The sequence below is a fragment of the Ekhidna sp. genome (assembly GCF_039940915.1).
Lineage (GTDB): Bacteria > Bacteroidota > Bacteroidia > Cytophagales > Cyclobacteriaceae > Ekhidna.
The window spans coordinates 2147104-2166637 of sequence record NZ_JBDVFO010000002.1; the positions used below are offsets into that span (position 1 = coordinate 2147104).

The window sequence follows — 19534 nt, forward strand, 5'->3', positions numbered from 1 at the left end:
CTAATGCTCTGTGGTGGGGAGTGCAATATCGCGTTTTCCAGGCCTGCTAGGATCATCTTCCAAAGTAAACGTTCCATTCGGCTTTAAGATGCGATACTCGGTAAAATCCTGATTAGACTCCATTCCTTCACCGGTATGTACTTCATCTCCAGAGTTGATTGTGACAAATTTGTCTGTATAGAAACTTTCTTCCGATTGGTCCCAAAAAAGCTGCTCGGTATTCAATTCATCATTCTTTGCAAAACTCTTCACAATAACATTACCCTCTGCTCTATACAGGTTTTCTGACTTTGTGAAATAGACATATTTTGCCGAAAAATAGCTGGTAAGCTTCCCTCTGCTATTGAACCATTGAATGTAAAATCCGTCTGGCCATTCTCTATCTCCGTTCTCAAAGTTGTTCTGAACAGCGGTCTCAAGGCGCATCACCACCACACCTGAGTCGCTCATTTGGGTAATGGCGCTATCCATAGATGAGAGCGGTCCCTCATAAAGCGGCTGATCGATTAAATCTTTTCGCTGGTTGCATGCTAGCACGAGAAGCCAGATGCCTAAAATCAAAAAGCGGCCCGGAATTACCTTCCAGGCCGCAGATATCTTTTTTTCTGGCTTAATATTAATTGGCTGGTCTTCGCTCAAGGGATACGGTTACGTTAATCCAACATCCAATAGTAAGTGACTGACCCTCTTCTTTGCCTTCATTGAAAATATCTTCAATGGAAGGAAACTGAGCTTTTGCAGATGCCATAGCAGCGCTGTTTCCAGCTTTTCTATATTCATTATATGCTGCAATAAAAATGGCTCGGTCTTGTACTTGACTTTGCTCTTTCTTGCAATCATCAAAACTTCCCATGTACAGGTCTCCAATCAGCTTGTAGGCAGGTTTGTGAGAAGGATCGAATGAAAGTGCTCTTCTCGCACTGTTTCTTGCTGTTGATTTTTGCCCGTTCTTAGATTGAATACGCGCAACATTTATATACATCTCAGCTTTCTCCGTGTTGTCATCAGTTAGATTCGCAGCTTCTTTGAAAAGTTCAATGGCTCTTGCATCGTTTCCATCCTGACCGTTTTTCTGAGCCATAAATTTAGCGACACCAAAAGTAGGTTCATTATCTTGTACAATTCCCGCCGCTTTCAATGCCAAAGGACTATCAAGACATTTCCCCTTAAGCATCAGGCCGAAAATTTTCTTGGCCATATTAAGGTCATTGCCTTCATCCAGTTTTGGACCTAGTTTTTCCTCAACGAATGTGCAACTAATCTCAACTCCAGTAGCTGTCAAAAGTTTGTCGACATTCCCAGTCATTTTATCAAACCTCTTCTTCTTATCACCAGAAACTCGGCTTTTTTGCACTTCCAACGCATCAGATATCGCAGAGTAAATCTCAATTACTTGCTCATCGCCTAGCTCTCCTCCTGCAAATCTATACTTGTATACTACATTCATGTATGCAACTAAATTTCCGGAATTCATATTTTCTCCCTTAAGCTCAAATGCTTCTGAGTATAACTCATACAGGTAGGGGTATTTTTCCTTATCCTTACTGTAAAAGCCGTATGCATAGATGGATTTTCTATCCAGAATGTCGGCTTTATCTTTTGGGAAGTATTCGATTCTTTTATCGAAGAGGCCAAGTCCTTTTTGGATATACTCTTCTTTCGTAGGGGCATCTATCTCCTTGTTTTTAGCTAGCTCCTGATAAATCTTCGCTCCGTGTTGATATATCGAAGGATTTAGGTCGGGTGTGTTCTCCAACAACCAACTTAGCGGCTCTATTGCACCCTCATAGTTTTTTGCTTTGTAAGCGTCCGTATAAAGTACATTTTTTTCCTTTGCCACATCGACCTGATCGCCCCAGTTCCATCCATCCTGAGCGTTTGCTCCTATTGCGAGCGACAGAAAAAAAGCTGCTCCGAGTATTTTAGTAATTGTCTTCATAACTCACTTTTTGCTAGTCATACTTTCGTTTTATAAACCATCTATCATTAACGGTTGCTCCTAAAACAACCTTAAAATAGGTTTCCTTAATTAATCCGTTTGTAGATTCTCCAAGTTGGCCCCATTTAAAGGCTAAGTCCAAACTGGAATACCCACTCACTGGTAAAGAGGCACCAAAATTAATACCAAAATCAATAAGCGCCTGATTATTTACGATATATGGGAGTTTCTGATAGTTGAACCCCGCAAAATACTTGGCTCGCTTAAAGTAACTATTCACATTATCGTAATCCGGAACCCACTCAAAACCCAGCGCAAATTTGAAGGAATTGTTGTACTCTTCCAGATCGCTTCCCGCACTCGACCACTGATGTGATTCGATATCAAATCCCAATTTGTACTGATTTAACTTTTCATACGACATGCCAAAACCAATCGTGGAAGGCAAATCGAAACGGATATTTTCTGTCCCTATATCTATATTTTCCAGTTCTCTTCCTGAATTGGACAAGCGATTCAATGAAAGTTCAGACTGGCCGTTCATTGGGCTTTTTGGAGAAAAGGTTGCCCCAAAATTCAACATCACATCGTCTGAGAGTTTGTGTGCGTATCCAAGCCCAAACAAAAAATTCAAATCTGAATACGATTCTAATTCCCTATAAGACACGTTACTCAAAGGAACATCTACACCTCCCACAGATATAGTAGAAGTCTTTTCTATCGATCCAAAAGTATAAGTGGCTCTTACTCCGACTAATAGTTTCTTTTTAATCTTTAATCCATGTGCCCAGAAAAAATTGGTTAGCCCCCCTTCTCCTTTGTTATCGGAGATCTGTGATACATCTCCATTGGTGCCTGGAATTTCTCCTTCAGAAAAAGTGTTGTAACTAACAGAGCTGTACGGTAAAATTCCAAACGATGATGACCATTTACCGGGCATGATTGGAAAAGCATAACCCAGAAACCTTAATCCTCCATCTGTCCCCGACCCTGATAAATCTTCACCTTCAAAATTTCTATGATCGACCTCAAGACCTACCTGAAAGGTGCTGAATGTGTTATATACTAAGTTGGCTGGGTTTTGCGTATTGATGTGCCATAAAGTAGGTGAGCCAATACCCACCTCTCCCATGGCAATGTTGTTTGGCATGCCTTGGTGATTCAGGCTTCCCAACCCTTGAAACGAGTAAACTGATTGGGCTTGGGAGTAATATCCTAAAATAAAGAAACAGGCAATTCCTGTTAATGTCCTTTTCATGTGTGTTTCCAACTTTTCAACGGCCAAATGGAAGATTCTTTTTTAATAAAAGGCTGATTACTCTCCATTTAGTCACCAGTCTTCTCTTAAACTTTTATTGGTACTTCCAAATTCGGTATAGACCCTTCTGCACAATTTTTGAGCCAGCAAAGATGTGAGCTTTTAGTTTGGATTCAAAAAAATGAGCGTCTCCTCCTGTCAATATCATGTTAAGACTTGTGAAATCCTGCTCTAGTGTCTGGAAAACGCCATTTATTTCATGCAAAATACCCCAGACTGCTCCACTAAAAAGACATTCTTTCGTTGTTTTTCCTAGTTGTTCTCCTTTGAGCTCTTTCCATTCTTCCGAAATATCCGGTAGCTGATCGGTATAATCGGCCATTGCCTTCATTCGCATAGGTAGTCCCGGTGAAATAACCCCACCTTGGAACACCCCTGCACGATCTATCAAGTCAATCGTCATACACGTACCCAAATCCACTACCAGGTTATCTTTCTCTGGGAAAAGTTCGCAGGCACCAACAGCGGCGGCTATTCTATCCGAACCAAGTGTCTCAGGTGTTTCATAATTCAAAGTAATTGGCAGTCGGGTTCGATGCGTCAAGATTTTAGCATCATACTTCTCCAGTGTTTCGTTTTCCATTCTTTTTACCGAGGACACCATCATTGGAGAATCATGATATTTGGCAAGCATTTCCACTAAATTTCTCCATGTCTGGATATTCTTAAAGTCACCATCAATCACTTCCGTAGTTTTAATGGCACTATTACCAATATCCACCAATATTACTTCTAACTTTTCACTCATGGTTTCGCAAAGGAAAGACAAAACATCTTATTCTGTCATTGGGGCTATGGCAGGCTCCTCTATGGATGGACTGGATCTTGCTCACGCTGTTTTTGAAAAAAAAGACGAAGGATGGACTTACCAGCTATTAAAATGTGAGACCGTTGAGTACTCAAACAAATTTTATGACTTGCTCAAGCAATCACCGACGCAAAACATCGATGCTCAAAGTAGATTAGACATCGCATTTGGTGAATGGATTGCACAGTCCATCAATGATTTCAAACATGATATTCTTTCAATAGACCTTTTAGGTGTGCATGGACATACTGTGGTGCATGATCCCCAAAAAAAGGTGAGCTGGCAACTGGGAAATGGTGGCTCCATTGCAAAGGCTACTGGAATCCCTACAGTAACTGACTTTCGCTCTGAAGATGTAAAAAATGGTGGTCAAGGTGCACCGCTTGTACCAATTGGAGATTTTCTCCTTTTCAAAGGGTATGATGCCTGCCTCAACCTGGGCGGAATAGCAAATATTTCCCTTAAGCAAAAGAAAACAGCCTGGGATATCTGTCCATGCAATCAAGTGTTGAATTTTTTTGCTGAAAAAATAGGTCAGCCTTATGATAGGGATGGCTTAGGTGCAAGGGCTGGTAGCTTTGATGAAAATTTCTACGATAAAATAGTATCACTTGATTACTTCAGCCAAATGGCACCCAAGTCTCTGGCTAATAATTTCATTGATGAGACGATCCTCAAGGGTGTGGACCCTCTCGATGGACTTCATACATACAGCAAGATAATTAGTGAGCAAATTCAAAAAGAGCTGCCCGACTCAATCAATTCTCAGCTGCTTATTACTGGTGGTGGAGCCTTCAATGTATATTTAATAGACCTTATAAAGGACAAATTGAAGGGTTGGACTGTCAGCGTTCCTGATGAAAAAATGGTCTCCTTCAAAGAGGCGTTGGTATTTGCTTTTTTAGCCCTTAAGCGATTGAAAAATGAAATAAACACGCACTCATCAGTGACCGGATCGAGCAAAGACATTTCTTCGGGTGTGATTCATCTTCCTTAATGATTAGATTTGCGCCCTCAAAAATATAAGCACGCAGATGAAAGAACTCCTTAAAAAATTTGAAGATAAAACTCCGGAAATCGTTTTCGAATGGTCAGATTCCGAAACAGATGCCAAGGGGTGGGTAGTAATCAATTCCCTTCGAGGGGGAGCTGCCGGAGGTGGAACACGAATGAGAGTTGGCTTAGACAAGAGAGAAGTTGAGTCGCTAGCCAAAACTATGGAGATAAAATTCACCGTTTCAGGCCCTCAAATAGGTGGTGCAAAATCAGGAATAAACTTTGATCCAAACGATCCCCGAAAAGAGGGTGTGCTAAAACGATGGTATCACGCAGTATATCCGCTGCTCAAAAACTACTACGGAACGGGTGGTGACTTAAATGTTGATGAAATCCATGAAGTGATCCCTATCACTGAAGATTTTGGACTTTGGCATCCACAAGAGGGCATTGTGAATGGGCATTTCAATCCAAGAAAACCAAAAAAAATTCACATGCTTGGACGACTGAGACAAGGTGTGTCAAAAGTGCTTGAAGATCAAGAATACATCCCAGATTCTCCTAAAAAATATGTAGTTGCCGACATGATCACAGGATATGGAGTGGCAGAGGCAGTCCGCCATTATTATCAAATTTGGGGAGGAAATATTGGCGAGAAAAAAGCCATCATCCAAGGTTGGGGCAATGTTGGCTCCACAGCTGCACTTTACCTCGCCAAATATGGTGTCAAAGTTGTTGGAATCATTGATCGAGTGGGCGGACTGATGAATCCGGATGGATTCACATTGGATGAGATAAAGAAACTCTTCCATGATAAAGAAGGTAACAAACTAGTTGCTGACAATCTGATTCCTTTTGATAAAATTAATAACGAAATATGGGCGATGGGTGCTGAGATCTTTATCCCTGCGGCAGCATCAAGGCTGGTTTCAAAAGACCAGGCCGAATCGATGATTGGCAATGGACTAGAAACGGTATCATGTGGGGCAAATGTGCCTTTCAGCGATCAAGAAATATTTTACGGACCAATCGCAGAGTATGTCGATAAGCAAGTAGCTCTTCTACCGGATTTTATCGCCAACTGCGGAATGGCGAGAACTTTTGCATTTTTAATGGATCCTGACAATGATGATGTTCTTACAGACTCAGACATTTTCAATGACTGCTCAAAAACGATTGGGGATGCCTTACAGGCCGTTTATGCAAAAAACAATACGCGTGTAAATCTTGCCGAAACTGCTTTTACTATTTCATTAAATAAGCTTGTTTGATAGCAAGTAGATTTGTTTTTGTCTAAGCTAATGATATCTTTAGTATAAATCAGTGTCGCCTAATGATCGGTAGAATTCTTGTTGCCATTTTATTAATGACTGTAATCGTCGTGGCTCATGCCAGCGATACCCCTATGCAGGAGCAACAAGAGACACACCAAACACTGGATCATGATGTCTCAGAAGAGGGACATGAATCTGAGAAACCTGCCATGTGGAGCGTTTTTCCTTTCGTCCTCTTATTGGTCATGATTGCAACAGGCCCACTCTTCTATCCTCATTTTTGGCACAAAAGTTATCCCGTCATATCAATCATTTTGGCTTTCTTAGTCTGCACCTACTATCTGTTCTTTCTTCATAATCAGCACAGTCCGGTGCATTCTGCTGCAGAGTATATTCAGTTTATTGCATTGCTTACTGGATTGTTTGTAGCCTCGGGGGGTATTTTGATTGTCGTAGACAAAGATGCAAAGCCGCTTACCAACTTATTTATACTAGCCATTGGAGCGGTGATAGCCAACATCATCGGCACCACCGGGGCTTCAATGCTTCTCATTCGTCCATTTATCCGACTCAACAAAAATCGAATCAAGCCTTACCACATCGTTTTTTTCATTTTTATCGTGAGCAATGTGGGTGGATCTTTGACACCCATTGGAGACCCTCCGTTGTTCTTGGGATTTTTGAAAGGCATCCCGTTTCAGTGGACAGTGGTTCATAATTTAGTACCCTGGGCCATCGCGTGTATCCTGTTATTGGCACTTTTTTACCTCTTCGACATCCGAAACAAAACCAACTATGCACTCATGCGTGGTGAAGAAGAGGAAGAGGAGCCCCCAACTGGATCCATATCGCTTAAGGGGAAAAGAAATTTTATTTGGCTCGCTATCGTGGTAGCTGCGGTTTTTCTAGATCCGAATGTTTTTGAATGGGTGCCGGGGATCGAATACGGAGGTCAAAAATTTTCCTATCTCAGAGAAATCATCATGCTACTAGCTGCTTTTGGTTCGTACCAATTTTCCGATTTACAGGCGATGCAGGGTAATGAATTTAGTTTTGAACCAATACGTGAAGTCGCCTTCCTCTTTATTGGAATATTCTTTACAATGATGCCTGCATTGGAGTTGGTAAGCGAATTTGCTCAATCACCCCAAGGAGAGAAGCTTATCCGTCCTAGTACACTCTATTGGGGTACCGGCATACTGAGTGGCTTTCTAGACAATGCTCCTACCTACGTGAATTTCCTAACAGCCTCCATGGCGAGTGTGGGCGCCGATGTAAACAAGATGCAAGAGGTGATCGCATTTGCTAATAATGAATACAAAGACTCTTTATTAGACCTGATGGCCATCTCATTGGGAGCTGTATTTTTTGGTGCATTTACCTACATTGGCAATGGACCAAACTTCATGGTGAAATCGATTGCAGAGCAAGTTGGAATCAAAATGCCATCGTTCTTTTCATACATTATCAAATTTTCCATTCCCATTCTTCTGCCGGTTCTCATTATTATTTGGCTGCTATTCTTCATGGGTCACTAAGATTCAAGCAGTTAATAAACCTATATCGGATAAATTTTTCTTTATTTGCGCTTAATTAATTAATTTGAACCACCCTGATTCGTTAATAATCGCCTAATGCTGCTAAACATATTTGGAGGACAAAATGAAGGAATACTCTTTGGAGTGTTCGGAGTGATTATTGTCCTGTTTCTAATAGTAGATCTTGGTGTATTCCATAAGAAGCATCAGAAGGTATCTCAAAAAGAAGCACTCCAACAATCCATTTTCTGGGTATTGGTCTCAGTAGGATATGGTACCCTAATCTATTTCTACGGGGAGGGCCCAGCGGCAACTCTTGAGTTTTTCTCAGCTTATGTGACTGAGAAAGCGCTCTCAGTAGACAATATTTTTGTGATATTGCTCATCCTCCGATACTTCAAGGTAAAAGAAGAATATTATCACAATGTCCTTTTCTGGGGCATATTGGGAGCTATCGTTTTTCGGGCAGTTTTCATCTTTGTTGGAGCATTGCTTATCTCCGAGTTCCATTGGATTCTGTACATATTTGGCGTGTTCCTTGTGTACTCAGGAATTAAGCTCTTCAGTGATGAAGACGATATGGAGATTGAGCCTGAAAAGAATCCGCTGCTGAAGGCTGCTAAGAAAGTATTGCCAATGAGCTCAACAGACAAGGGTGGTAAGTTTTGGATTCGAGAAAATGGGAAACTCCTCTTTACGCCGCTCTTTCTGGTAATCATTCTTATTGAATCAACAGACCTGATTTTCGCGGTAGATTCTATCCCAGCGGCCTTTGCCATCACTCAGAATGAGTTTGTGATTTATACTTCAAATATTTTTGCGGTAATGGGGCTCAGAGCCATGTTCTTCTTGCTAGCCAATGTGCTAGATAAGTTCTATTTACTACAAAAAGGTCTATCAATAGTTCTGATATTCATAGGCGCCAAGATGCTTGCAGAAATCTTGGATGTTCACATACCTATTTACTTGTCTTTCAGCATCATTATTGGAGCCTTAGTACTGGCTATCGTGCTTTCACTCATGTTCCCAAAAGATGAGGAACCAGAAGTCATAGAGGAAGAGTCTGTCGAGTAATTATTTCTCGATACTTCTCACGCTTTCCATCACCTTGTCTCTCAAGCTGTCTTTATATTTTTGGAGACTATCGGCAACTTTGCTGTCCGTAACGCCTACAATCTCAGCTGCGAGTATGCCTGCATTTTTCGCGCCATCGAGAGCTACCGTTGCAACGGGAATTCCACCAGGCATCTGCAAAATAGATAAGATTGAATCCCATCCATCAATTGAGTTGCTGGACTTTACAGGTACTCCTATGACTGGGAGTGTTGTAAGTGAAGCCACCATCCCTGGAAGGTGGGCTGCACCTCCAGCTCCGGCAATTATCACTTGAAGACCTTTATCCCTGGCTCCTTCTGCGTACTCTAGCATTCGATGTGGCGTTCGATGCGCGGAGACAATGGTAAGCTCATAGGATACCCCTAATTCGTCCAAAATATCTGCTGCATGTTGCATTACCGGAAGGTCCGATTTGCTCCCCATAATTATTCCAACTCGTAGTGCTGCCATTATGCTTTTACTTTTAATGTTTCTTTTACTGTTCGCGCATTCTTTTTCAATGATTCCACCGAATCATCTGTGATCGTCACATGCCCCATTTTTCTGAACGGCTTTGTTAGTTTCTTCCCGTAAAGGTGCACATAAACCCCTTTCATGGCCATGCACGCTTCCATACCCTCATACAGCGCATTCCCGGTAAACCCATCTTCACCTAAAAGATTGACCATTGCAGCTGGGGAAATCAGCTCTGTAGACCCAAGGGGCATATTCAAAATTGCTCGAAGGTGTTGTTCAAACTGAGAGGTTCTATTGGCTTCAATGGTGTGATGACCTGAATTGTGTGTTCTTGGCGCTACCTCATTGATCAAAACTTCTCCATCCTTGGTCAAGAACATTTCTACTGCCAGGAGACCCACCATGTCTAGCTTCTCGATTACATCCTTCGCAAGGTCATAGGCTTTCTTTTCTGATTCCGCTGAAATCTGCGCTGGCGCAAAAAGAAACTCAACAAGGTTCTGTTCAGGGTGATATGAAAGTTCTACCACAGGGAAACAATCTATCTCTCCGCGTTGGTTTCTAGCAACAACGACACTGAGTTCTTTCTCAAAATCGACAAGCTCTTCTAATAGTCCCGGCTTATCAAAGGCTTTGCCTAAATCCGCTTCCGTCCTTATCATTTGGACTCCTCTCCCATCATACCCTTCAGTACCGAGTTTATTTACCGCAGGAAGCATCTCTTTGTTTTTTGCAACATCAGCAGCGCCCTCTGTCAAAACAAAGTTGGATGTTGAAATTCGGTTGGCTTTATAAAAAGTCTTTTGCTTCCTCTTATCTTGTATAAGCTCGATGATTTCAGGTTGAGGAAAGACACTTACGCCATCTTTTTGAAGTTTTTGTAGAGCAGAGACACTTACATTTTCTATTTCAATGGTAATGAGATCAAAGTCTTTTCCCCATTCATAGACCACTTGATCGTCGGTTAGCTTACCTACTGTAAAGTCTTTTACCAGATGGGCACAGGGTGCATTTTCGTCAGGATCTAAAATTGAAATATCCAGGTTATAACTAATAGCGGACTGTATCATCATGCGGCCAAGTTGACCGCCCCCCAGAACGCCGATCTTTAGGTCTGTAATGTCTTTTGAAGGCATGCGACAAAGATAATCCAGTCAGACCATCCGTGTTCGAAATATTGATGACGTATATTTAAAGAAATGGCTAAGAAAGAAAAAACAGCAAAGAAGAAAGGAAAAGAAGAATTGGATAAGGAAGAAAACCAAGAAGAAGAACGTGTTGGCTTTCCAGCTATTGATTTTAAAAGATTGCTTGGGTGTGGCGGCTAATCATTCTGACACAAACACTCGCTTTACTCTGTTGCTTACATTGGTCAGTATCTCATAAGGTATTGTATTAGCCCATTCTGCAAGGTCCTGTATACTGGGATTTACTCCAAATACTGTCACAGGATCACCTTCTTTTACTCCAACGCCTGTTACATCTATCATTGCCATATCCATGCAGATATTTCCAATGGTAGGACATAGTTTACCTCTTATGCTTACGCTACCTATACCGTTTCCGAAAATGCGTAAATATCCATCTTCATATCCGATAGGAATGATCGCTATTTCACTGTCCTTAGCTAGTCTTCCTTTTCGTGAATACCCTACTGTTTCTCCAGATTTTACATGTTGAATTTGAGAAACGATTGTCTTTAAAGTGCTTGCGTGCCTTAGCTCGAGCTTATCGGCCGGGTCAAATCCGTGGAGACCGATACCAAGCCTTACCATATCAAAATGGTATTGTGGCCACCTCACCATTCCTGGAGAGTTGCATGCATGCTTAATCGGTCGATATCCCAGTGCTGCAACTAGTTTTTCGTAAGCCTCCTCAAAGATTTTAGCTTGTCCAGTGGTAAAGACATCTTCTTTTGACGCATCTGAACTTGAAAAATGAGTGAAAATTCCTTCCAAATGAACTCCTGGATTCGACTTTAAAACATGGATCAACTCATCTAATTCCTCTGGGTGAAATCCCAGGCGGTGCATCCCTGTATCAATTTTTAAATGAATTTTAGGATGCTCATGAGTATCTCTCAACATCCGATTAAAATGAGTCAAACTGAATACCTCCGCCACCAAATCAAACCTCTCAAATTGCTCGAAGCTCTCGATATATGGGTTCATGATTAAGATCGGCATGGTGATTCCGTTCTTTCTGAGCTGAATAGCCTCATCTACATACGCAACTCCCAGCATATCTACCTGCTGATGTTGCAAGAAGTTTGCAACCTCCAGTAGACCTGTTCCATAGGCATTCGCCTTCACCATTACCATCAATCGAGTGTCCGGCTGCAACAAGTTTCGATATTGATTTAGGTTATGCTGCAATGCTTCAAAGTTCACCTCCAATACGGTACCATGGCTTTTCTCTTGCAGTCGATGCACTACACGTTCCAATTCGAAATTTCGTGCTCCTTTTATGATTACCATTTCCTCTTGAAATAATGGCAGGTTAGCTAATAAGTCTTCTGTACTATTGAAAAACAAAGCTGGGGTAGAGAAGGCTTCTGAATTGGCTGAAATTCTAGGCCCAACACCGATAAGTCGTGAAATGTTTCTTTCTCTAAGGATTTCGGAAATGTTTTGATATAGATGCTTGTCTGATTTTCCAGAGTGGATAATGTCCGATAAAATAAGTGTCCGTTTTTCATTCTGCTTGTGAGTCTCCAGATAGTCCAGAGCCACACGAATACCTGCTTCATCATTGTTATAAGAATCATCTAAAATGTAACTCCCGTTGATTCCTTTTTTCAGTTCCAGTCTCATGGGCACTCCCTCCACCAACTTAACACCCTTCTGAATTTGCTCTGGTGAAAGTCCAAGTTCTAAGGCACATACTATGCAATGTGTGAGGTTTTCCAGCTGTGTTTTACTTTCGAAAGCAGACTCAAAAGAATAATCATTCACGCAAATTGTACTGCTATTCCATTTTACCTGATATACAGCACTTTCGCTGCCCCATGTAATCACCTTGTTTCCAATCACTTCGCGAAGCTCCGAGATATACGTCGCTTCGTCTCTGCATATAACCTTATCAGAATCGCCAAATAGCCGAAGCTTTTCTTTTAGCTTTCGTAAAGAAGATTCAAAACCATCATCATGCGCCTCTCCCAAATTGGTAAAAATTCCTAAGGTGGGCTGAATCATTCTTTGAAGCTTCTCCATTTCTCCTCTTTTGGAAATTCCTGCCTCAAAAACACCAACCTCATGGCTCTCGCGAAACTCCAGCAATGAAAGAGGAACACCAATTTGAGAGTTATAGCTCTTTGGGCTTTTAACCACATAAAATCGCTCGGAAAGGATCGTTGAGAGCCATTCTTTCACGGTTGTTTTGCCATTGCTGCCTGTAATGCCAATGACAGGCACATGTGTTTTCTCCCGATGATTTTTAGCGATGCTGTGAAAGGCATTTAAAGTATCCTCAACTACAAGAACATTTCCATCAACAATGTCTACCCGACGATTCAAAATAAAATTTCGAACGCCTTTCGCTTTTGCCTCTTTTAAAAAGTCATGACCGTCTTTCTTACCCTTAATGGCTATGAAAACTTGTCCAGAGTTACCAGTTAGTGTTCGGGAATCAACAGAAAAACGATTGACTTCTGTGTCCTCTTTTAAAAAAAGATCACCACCGACAATTTTCTGGAGCTGTGAGAAAAGCATCACCTAAATTATCAATTCCATCTCATATTGATTGACTTGATTTTGAAATCCACATCTTTTTAGGAAAGAGTCGAATCCAGACTCATCCTCAGGAATATTCATAATACTAAGTGGTTTTTGCGAAAAAAACTGAGCCTTAGACAGAAGCGCCTCTCCCACACCTGTTTGCCTATGCATCCGGTCAACTGCTAATTGTGAGATTCTACCCAAATGTGATTGGAAAATCACATAGCCAGTTACTTCCTTATCTTTTTTCGAAATCAAAATTTTCTCACTCCCCCTTTTTAATTGCTCTGAGCTATCAATAAAAGAAGGTTCAAAATCGGTGAAGTTAAAATTCACGTCTTCCAATGATCCTTCCATTACTTTCACCTCTGCAAAAGACTCAAAACTCCCGGTCAGTTTATAGCACCTAAATTTTCTTCGGACAGAAAATCCTATTTTTTCATACAAGGAAATGGCTTGCTTATTTGTCTCTACTACTTCCAAAAGAATCCTTGCTAAGAATTTTTGTTGAATTCTCGGTATCAAAAAATCATAAATGCGTTCCGCAGTTTTTTGATTACGAAATCCCGGGAGTACACCTGTGCCTCCATTATAGGCTGTTGGGATCCCTTGATAAATCCCTGAGCTATGTAAAATAAATCCCATCATTTCATCCCCATCATGACTTGCCGCGGAGATATCTCTGTCGAAATGAAGCTTTTTGTAAAGACGATGACTAAACTCTTCAATACTTGGCTGAAAAACCACTTCATTATCGGTGAAGGCGGCTTTAAAGGTCCTATACAATGAATCAATATCCTCTTTCGCTAACAGACGTATTTCCATAAAGAATTAACTCAATATCGAGGAACTAACCTCTACCTATTTTATCTTATAACTTGGGTATTAATAAAATTACGTTTATCTGATCAAAAGGAAAAAATCATTATGCAACGCGACTTAGAAGAATGTATTGATCTGGAGATCGTAAAAACAGAAAAGAGAAGGTTGGAGATTTTTATTGGAATACTGTTTATCGGGTTGCTTCTTCTTTTGATAAACATGGTTTTCTTTCCTACGACCATTTCTGAGACATTTATAGATGATCGGAGCATAAAACTTGGTGTATATACTTCGGCTGCATTTATTGTCATCCTTTTCGTATCAAGGTGGATGGTTGGTAAAATCGCTGACTGTGAAAAACCCCTTCCAAACTGGTATAAATACTATTCAGTCATTTCAGACTCGGTTGTCCCTTTCATTTGGCTCTTTTTTATCATAAAGTGGGAAGGAAGCGGCATCTTCCTGGATTCACCATTGATATTTGTTTTTGTCCCTATTATCATCGTTTCCGCTTTGTACTTGAATTTTTGGATAAGTTTTCTGAATGGGGCTTTAATAGCTACGCTTTATGGAATTGTTATATTTTGGACATTCGACACATACGATACTTCAACAATGCTCCCCTCCATTGTATATTACACAAAAGCAGTCATGTTTCTTTTGGCTGGGACATGTGCTGGACTTGTAGCTAAAGAACTTAATAAAAGGCTAACTGTAGCCATTCAAACCCAGGAAGAAAGAGATCAAATGGAATCCTTATTTAGTCAGCAGGTATCCAAAGAAGTGGTACAAGCACTTACAGAAGCAGGGGGGGCCAGCTTTAAAATTAAAGCTTCAGTTCTCTTTCTTGATATTCGAAATTTTACTCAACGCGTGCAAAGTCTATCGCCTGAAGATGTGAATGCGTTCCAAAATCGATTTTTTGGTCCCATCATGGATTGCATCCACAAAAACGAAGGAATGATCAATCAACTAATGGGAGATGGACTGATGGCTTCATTTGCCTCCGAAGAAGGAGACGCTCCCGAGAGTGCATTCAATGCAGCACGCGATATTCTTTCGAGAATTAGTCAAATGAACAAATCTGAATGGAACGAAGATATCAAAGTTGGGATCGGAATTCACAATGGAGAAATCATTGCTGGAAATATTGGGAACAGTACACGTCAACAATTCTCTATTTCAGGAATACCTGTGATTACTGCCGCGCGTTTGGAGCAGCTTACCAAAGAATATAATTGCTCCTGGTTGGTATCTTCCCATTTCTATAATGAGGTGAAGCACCTTGCCAAAGGGGGCAGCTCGCTAGGTGACGTGAAACTAAAAGGCATTGACCAAGAAATGGAAATAATAAAATTAGCATAACGTGAAGTTGTTTGATCGAGACTTAAGTTGGTTGTCATTTAACTACAGAGTTCTAATGGAAGCAATGGATACGGAGGTTCCTCTCTTAGAGAGGCTACGATTTATCGCAATTTATTCTTCCAATTTAGATGAGTTTTTTAGGGTTCGGGTGGCCAATATCCGAAGCATCAAAGAAATTGATAAAAAGAAGATCAACAAACGAATTGATTTTAACGCTAAGACTCTCCTTGAAGATATTCACTCAGAAGTAAATGTTCAATTGAATGAATATGGGGCAGCGCTGAAAAATATCATTGATGCATTTAGAGAAAAAGAATACGTCATTTGTATGCATACGGATGATATACCTGATTCGCTAAATCCTCAACTCCTGCACTACTTCAAAACCAAAGTGTTAGCGTATTTAAGACCGATCGAAATTCTTAAAAATGAACCACTATTTCTGGATAATCAGGCAATATATTTAGCCATTCAATTGAGGAATGGACGTTCATTTGTCGTCAATATCCCAACTCAACACTTGAGCAGATTTTCATCTTATACAGAGGGAGGCAAGACCTACTATGTTTTTCTAGATGATGCTATACGACTTCATTTCGATATACTTTTCCCCAAGAATGAAGTTGAATCCGCACACGCTATCAAGCTAAATAAAGACTCCGATCTTCAAATTGATGATGAATTTGAAGGAAATCTCGTAAGGAAAATCGAGAAGCAAATTCAAAAAAGAAATCTAGGTATCCCTTCTCGATTTCTATTTGATAGTGAAATGAACACAAAGTTTATTTCAAAATTGACAGAAAAGCTTGGTCTGGCTCCAGAAGACATGATTAAAGGAGGCCGGTATCATAATCTCAATGATTTTTTTCAGATTAACATAAAGGATGAGGGGCTTACTTATCCAAACAACTCGCCCGTTTCTGTGCCAGCGCTAGAAGCAAGCAGATCAATCTTTCAAAGCATAGAAATACAGGATCGCCTCTTGCACTTTCCTTATCAATCGTATGACTATGTTCTTCAATTTTTTAATGAAGCAGCCACCGATCCTGAGGTAGAGGAAATCAATGTGACGTTTTACCGCATGGCAAAAGATTCCATCATTGCCGAAGCACTGATTAGCGCAGCTAAAAACGGAAAAAAAGTTTCCGTTTTCATGGAAGTAAAGGCAAGGTTTGACGAGGAAAACAACTTGATCTGGGCTCGAAAAATGCGCGTTGCTGGTGTCAAGATTATCTACAGTCTACCGGGGCTGAAAGTCCATGCCAAAGTAGCTCTGGTAAAGAAAAACGACATCATGTATGGATTTTTTGGTACTGGGAATCTCAATGAAAAAACATCTGAAATTTACTGCGACCATGGATTGCTATCTACTGATCCAAACATGACCAGAGAGCTATCAGAGGTTTTTCAGCACTTGCTCACCAAGTATACACCACCGCCATTTAAACATTTAATTGTCTCTCAATTTGGTGCGATAGAAGCATTTATTGCTAAGATAGATAGAGAAATAAGTCATGCAGAAGAAGGCAAAGAAGCTCGAATTATTATAAAAATCAACAATCTTCAGGAACCTAGACTTATTCAGAAGCTGTACGAAGCTGCAAACAAAGGAGTTGATGTAAAGCTGATCATAAGAAGTATCTGTTGTCTCATTCCAAACAAACAACTCCAGGTAAAGCGCATCGTTGATCGCTATCTGGAACATGGACGGGTTTTCTATTTCCATAACGATGGGTCACAAGAAATCTTTTTGGGTTCATCTGACTGGATGAACAGAAACTTGCACAGAAGAATTGAAGTGTGCTTTCCGGTATTGGAAGATCGAATGAAACAGGAGATATTAACAATTTTGAAGTTTCAGTGGCAAGATGATGTGAAAGGTGTGTGGCTATCAGATACGTTGGAGAATCAACGTCCGAACTCCCAGAAGAAAGTAAGAGCCCAAGTGGATACCTTCAATTATTTGAAGGATCAGTACGGATAAGGCGACTTAAAGAACAGTTCGGCAAAAATAAATCCGAGAATGGACAACACGAATCCAAACATAAAAATGGTGTAGCTCATTCGTAAAAGTCGATACTTTTTCCCTAGCACCGCTCCCAAAAAGTAAATGTCTTTGATCATACTTCCATAGAGATAATCTGCGTCTTTTAGCATCTCTTTCATTCCCCATTGATAGTCTTCGAGCTTCATTCTATGAAAGTTTCCAAAGAAAAGAAGATTGGCTTTCTTATTGATGATATCTTCATGCTCAAATTTACCCTTCGTCACATTTGGTCTTGTAGCTAATACTGCAAAAACAATAGTGGTCAAACACACCAGTGTAAGTAGAACTGCTGGAACGGTCATGTGGGGGTATTCTTCCAATTTTCTGATCAACACAGACACCATGACAGACAAAATGATGGAGTTAATGGAGATCATGATGTTAGCCTTGTTATCCGCAATGGCACTCAGTTCCATGTGATTTTTGGAAGTGGTCCGAAACATGGTCTCAATTCCCCGAGTAGGAGTAAGCTCTTTTGCTTTCTTTACTTTCTCCTTAAGCTTGGTAACCTTCTCTTCAAGTTCCTCTACTTTTTCGATTTCTTCCATGATTTAAGGCGGTCTCTAACCTTCTTTAAATTTTCCTTAACTGCTGACTCGTAGTTTTTTTTCGCGTAATCTGTGAAAAAACAATGTTGATCCAGAAATTCCTGATTCATTTGAAGCCATTCGTTTTCCGAAATTTTACACAACTTGGTTGTTTCAATTTCCTTATGCAAAAGATCCGCTTTTGTAAAATAGTCTTCATCTGCTAAATGCATGAGGTCAGCATCACAAAGAATCTTCTCCAAATTATTTTGAGGGCTTTGTGGCATCTGAGTAGCCATGATACAGCCTATCACTTTTTCAATTTTTTCTTTAGGAAAATCCTTCGACTGCAAAAAATCTCTGGCCATGTCGGCTCCATCTTTCTCGTGATGCTCGCAACCTTTGGTATAACCAAGATCGTGAAACCATGCAGCTATCTGTACCACCTCAATATCATCCTCAGAAAGGTTTTGCTTCTCTGCTATTTCTTCCGCAGAGGCCACCACATCAATGGTATGATTGATAGAGTGGTAGGTCATGTTATCAGGAAGCTGCTTCGATAGCACCTTGATCGCATGGTCCTTTACCTCCCCGATAATTGAACTTGAAATCATCATTCTTTCGTAATCCTACACAAAATAGAACAAAAATTAAGCAATTTAGTGTTGTAACGTTGACATTTTAGACCAACCTATGCATTTCATAAAGAACATAGCTCCCCTTTTATTGTTCATTCTTATTATTTTTTTTAGCCACGGCTGCACTAGCAGCAGTTTCGGTCAGCGTGCAGACAGTCTTTTCCTGGTTACTGACAACATCTCGATCAAGTACAATTTGAAAAAACCCGACAAGAAGTATTTCATGCCCTATGTATTGGAAGAAATATCAGGCTTATCGTTCAAAGAACCGAATTCAATATTGGCCGTGGATGATGAATCTGGCAAAGTGTTTCAGTATGATTTCGATAAACAGAACATTGTTCATTCCATCAGTTTTTATAAATCGGGCGACTATGAAGGAGTTGAGATCATGGATGATACCATCTTTGTTCTCAAAAGCGATGGTGATTTATTTAGATTTCCATTTAGCCAGCAAAAACAATCCGACGCTTCCAAATTTGAAAATGACCTAGGTAGTAAAAACGATACCGAGGGGTTGGGCTATGATTTAGAAACCAATCAACTCATCATCGCTTGCAAGGAAGATGGCAAGATTGGAGGTGAAAAGATAAAGGGAAGGGCTTTTTATGCGGTAGATGCCCATAAAATGAAGCTTAACAGAGAACCCATTTTCACCATCGGACCAGATGAACTAACAACCTTTTGGGAGCAAAATCGCGACTATGAGTATGAAAAAAATCGCATTAAGTTCAAACCTTCCGCAATTGCAACACATCCAATATCTGGCCATTATTACATTCTTTCTTCGGTTGGGAAAATGTTAATTGTGGTTGACAAATTAGGTCAAATACAAGCAACATATCCGATATCCCCTCGGGTGTTGGGACAACCAGAAGGGCTTTGCTTTTCTCCATCAGGAGACATGTACATCAGTAGTGAGGGAGAGGGAGATCGAGGCTATGTTCTCAAATTTGAAATAAAAAAATCATAAC

General features: G+C 40.5%; 18 protein-coding genes. 8 read left to right on the forward strand and 10 right to left on the reverse strand.

Annotated elements, in window-relative coordinates:
* From lptC to ABJF57_RS14605, 4 genes are all read right to left on the reverse strand, one after another.
* Entirely contained in the window at window positions 1–639 is a 639-nt protein-coding gene (gene lptC / locus ABJF57_RS14590) for an LPS export ABC transporter periplasmic protein LptC (protein WP_462230356.1), read from the reverse strand.
* Window positions 617–1939 (reverse strand): tetratricopeptide repeat protein, encoded by a 1323-nt coding sequence (locus tag ABJF57_RS14595; protein WP_462230358.1) that lies wholly within the window; start codon window positions 1937–1939, stop codon window positions 617–619. The genes lptC and ABJF57_RS14595 overlap by 23 nt, the downstream gene beginning before the upstream one ends.
* A gap of 13 nt (window positions 1940–1952) precedes the next feature.
* The gene (locus tag ABJF57_RS14600; RefSeq protein ID WP_462230360.1) at window positions 1953–3197 is read right to left on the reverse strand and encodes a hypothetical protein; all 1245 of its coding nucleotides are present in this window, start codon (window positions 3195–3197) and stop codon (window positions 1953–1955) included.
* Window positions 3198–3291: 94 nt separating this feature from the next.
* Window positions 3292–4005, reverse strand: coding sequence for a type III pantothenate kinase (locus tag ABJF57_RS14605; protein WP_462230362.1), 714 nt, complete (start codon window positions 4003–4005; stop codon window positions 3292–3294).
* On the opposite strand from ABJF57_RS14605, the gene ABJF57_RS14610 reads away from it, so the two are divergent.
* The 4 genes from ABJF57_RS14610 (at window position 4004) to ABJF57_RS14625 (ending at window position 8947) form a co-directional block, all read left to right on the forward strand.
* On the forward strand, window positions 4004–5062 hold the full coding sequence (locus ABJF57_RS14610; RefSeq protein WP_462230364.1) for an anhydro-N-acetylmuramic acid kinase: 1059 nt from the start codon (window positions 4004–4006) through the stop codon (window positions 5060–5062). The genes ABJF57_RS14605 and ABJF57_RS14610 overlap by 2 nt on opposite strands.
* 37 nt (window positions 5063–5099) lie before the next feature.
* Window positions 5100–6332: a Glu/Leu/Phe/Val dehydrogenase dimerization domain-containing protein gene (locus tag ABJF57_RS14615; RefSeq protein WP_462230366.1), complete on the forward strand. Its 1233-nt coding sequence runs from the start codon at window positions 5100–5102 to the stop codon at window positions 6330–6332.
* 62 nt (window positions 6333–6394) lie between these two features.
* The gene (locus tag ABJF57_RS14620; RefSeq protein WP_462230368.1) at window positions 6395–7873 is read left to right on the forward strand and encodes a sodium:proton antiporter; all 1479 of its coding nucleotides are present in this window, start codon (window positions 6395–6397) and stop codon (window positions 7871–7873) included.
* 96 nt (window positions 7874–7969) lie between these two features.
* Window positions 7970–8947 carry a TerC family protein gene (locus ABJF57_RS14625; protein ID WP_462230370.1) on the forward strand — a complete coding sequence of 326 codons (978 nt, stop codon included), beginning with the start codon at window positions 7970–7972 and terminating at the stop codon, window positions 8945–8947.
* Here ABJF57_RS14625 and purE read toward each other — a convergent pair whose 3' ends face one another.
* Both purE and ABJF57_RS14635 read right to left on the reverse strand, forming a co-directional pair.
* Window positions 8948–9439: a 5-(carboxyamino)imidazole ribonucleotide mutase gene (gene purE / locus ABJF57_RS14630; RefSeq protein WP_462230372.1), complete on the reverse strand. Its 492-nt coding sequence runs from the start codon at window positions 9437–9439 to the stop codon at window positions 8948–8950.
* Complete coding sequence (locus ABJF57_RS14635) at window positions 9439–10581, reverse strand: 5-(carboxyamino)imidazole ribonucleotide synthase (protein ID WP_462230374.1); 1143 nt, start codon at window positions 10579–10581, stop codon at window positions 9439–9441. The genes purE and ABJF57_RS14635 overlap by 1 nt, the downstream gene beginning before the upstream one ends.
* Before the next feature lie 63 nt (window positions 10582–10644).
* Between ABJF57_RS14635 and ABJF57_RS14640 the strand changes: the two genes are divergently transcribed.
* The gene (locus tag ABJF57_RS14640; protein WP_462230376.1) at window positions 10645–10773 is read left to right on the forward strand and encodes a hypothetical protein; all 129 of its coding nucleotides are present in this window, start codon (window positions 10645–10647) and stop codon (window positions 10771–10773) included.
* On the opposite strand, the gene ABJF57_RS14645 is transcribed toward ABJF57_RS14640, so the two are convergent.
* Both ABJF57_RS14645 and ABJF57_RS14650 read right to left on the reverse strand, forming a co-directional pair.
* Window positions 10774–13155, reverse strand: coding sequence for a bifunctional UDP-N-acetylmuramoyl-tripeptide:D-alanyl-D-alanine ligase/alanine racemase (locus tag ABJF57_RS14645; protein ID WP_462230378.1), 2382 nt, complete (start codon window positions 13153–13155; stop codon window positions 10774–10776).
* A gap of 3 nt (window positions 13156–13158) precedes the next feature.
* Entirely contained in the window at window positions 13159–13986 is an 828-nt protein-coding gene (locus tag ABJF57_RS14650) for a GNAT family N-acetyltransferase (RefSeq protein ID WP_462230380.1), read from the reverse strand.
* Window positions 13987–14088: 102 nt separating this feature from the next.
* Between ABJF57_RS14650 and ABJF57_RS14655 the strand changes: the two genes are divergently transcribed.
* Together ABJF57_RS14655 and ppk1 are read left to right on the forward strand one after the other, a co-directional pair.
* A complete protein-coding gene (locus tag ABJF57_RS14655) occupies window positions 14089–15348 on the forward strand; it encodes an adenylate/guanylate cyclase domain-containing protein (protein WP_462230382.1) in 1260 nt (419 codons plus the stop codon).
* A gap of 1 nt (window position 15349) precedes the next feature.
* Window positions 15350–17332 (forward strand): polyphosphate kinase 1, encoded by a 1983-nt coding sequence (gene ppk1 / locus ABJF57_RS14660; protein ID WP_462230384.1) that lies wholly within the window; start codon window positions 15350–15352, stop codon window positions 17330–17332.
* Here ppk1 and ABJF57_RS14665 read toward each other — a convergent pair.
* On the reverse strand, window positions 17320–17943 hold the full coding sequence (locus ABJF57_RS14665) for a Pycsar system effector family protein (RefSeq protein WP_462230386.1): 624 nt from the start codon (window positions 17941–17943) through the stop codon (window positions 17320–17322). The two genes, ppk1 and ABJF57_RS14665, sit on opposite strands and share 13 nt — an antisense overlap.
* Window positions 17922–18539, reverse strand: a complete 618-nt coding sequence (locus tag ABJF57_RS14670) for an HD domain-containing protein (protein ID WP_462230388.1) — start codon at window positions 18537–18539, stop codon at window positions 17922–17924. The genes ABJF57_RS14665 and ABJF57_RS14670 overlap by 22 nt, the downstream gene beginning before the upstream one ends.
* A 76-nt stretch (window positions 18540–18615) precedes the next feature.
* Here ABJF57_RS14670 and ABJF57_RS14675 point away from each other — a divergent pair, with 76 nt between their 5' ends.
* Window positions 18616–19533 (forward strand): SdiA-regulated domain-containing protein, encoded by a 918-nt coding sequence (locus tag ABJF57_RS14675; protein ID WP_462230390.1) that lies wholly within the window; start codon window positions 18616–18618, stop codon window positions 19531–19533.
* Window position 19534 lies beyond the last annotated feature (1 nt).

Excerpts from the sequence above, each read along its gene's own strand:
- ABJF57_RS14600 (WP_462230360.1), bottom strand. The coding sequence starts at position 3,197 with ATGAAAAGGACATTAACAGGAATTGCCTGTTTCTTTATTTTAGGATAT.
- ABJF57_RS14610 (WP_462230364.1), top strand. The coding sequence starts at position 4,004 with ATGGTTTCGCAAAGGAAAGACAAAACATCTTATTCTGTCATTGGGGCT.
- ABJF57_RS14595 (WP_462230358.1), bottom strand. The coding sequence starts at position 1,939 with ATGAAGACAATTACTAAAATACTCGGAGCAGCTTTTTTTCTGTCGCTC.
- ABJF57_RS14605 (WP_462230362.1), bottom strand. The coding sequence starts at position 4,005 with ATGAGTGAAAAGTTAGAAGTAATATTGGTGGATATTGGTAATAGTGCC.
- ABJF57_RS14650 (WP_462230380.1), bottom strand. The coding sequence starts at position 13,986 with ATGGAAATACGTCTGTTAGCGAAAGAGGATATTGATTCATTGTATAGG.
- ABJF57_RS14625 (WP_462230370.1), top strand. The coding sequence starts at position 7,970 with ATGCTGCTAAACATATTTGGAGGACAAAATGAAGGAATACTCTTTGGA.
- ABJF57_RS14670 (WP_462230388.1), bottom strand. The coding sequence starts at position 18,539 with ATGATGATTTCAAGTTCAATTATCGGGGAGGTAAAGGACCATGCGATC.
- ABJF57_RS14635 (WP_462230374.1), bottom strand. The coding sequence starts at position 10,581 with ATGCCTTCAAAAGACATTACAGACCTAAAGATCGGCGTTCTGGGGGGC.
- ABJF57_RS14675 (WP_462230390.1), top strand. The coding sequence starts at position 18,616 with ATGCATTTCATAAAGAACATAGCTCCCCTTTTATTGTTCATTCTTATT.
- ABJF57_RS14665 (WP_462230386.1), bottom strand. The coding sequence starts at position 17,943 with ATGGAAGAAATCGAAAAAGTAGAGGAACTTGAAGAGAAGGTTACCAAG.
- ABJF57_RS14645 (WP_462230378.1), bottom strand. The coding sequence starts at position 13,155 with ATGCTTTTCTCACAGCTCCAGAAAATTGTCGGTGGTGATCTTTTTTTA.
- ABJF57_RS14655 (WP_462230382.1), top strand. The coding sequence starts at position 14,089 with ATGCAACGCGACTTAGAAGAATGTATTGATCTGGAGATCGTAAAAACA.
- ABJF57_RS14615 (WP_462230366.1), top strand. The coding sequence starts at position 5,100 with ATGAAAGAACTCCTTAAAAAATTTGAAGATAAAACTCCGGAAATCGTT.
- ABJF57_RS14620 (WP_462230368.1), top strand. The coding sequence starts at position 6,395 with ATGATCGGTAGAATTCTTGTTGCCATTTTATTAATGACTGTAATCGTC.
- purE (WP_462230372.1), bottom strand. The coding sequence starts at position 9,439 with ATGGCAGCACTACGAGTTGGAATAATTATGGGGAGCAAATCGGACCTT.
- ABJF57_RS14640 (WP_462230376.1), top strand. The coding sequence starts at position 10,645 with ATGGCTAAGAAAGAAAAAACAGCAAAGAAGAAAGGAAAAGAAGAATTG.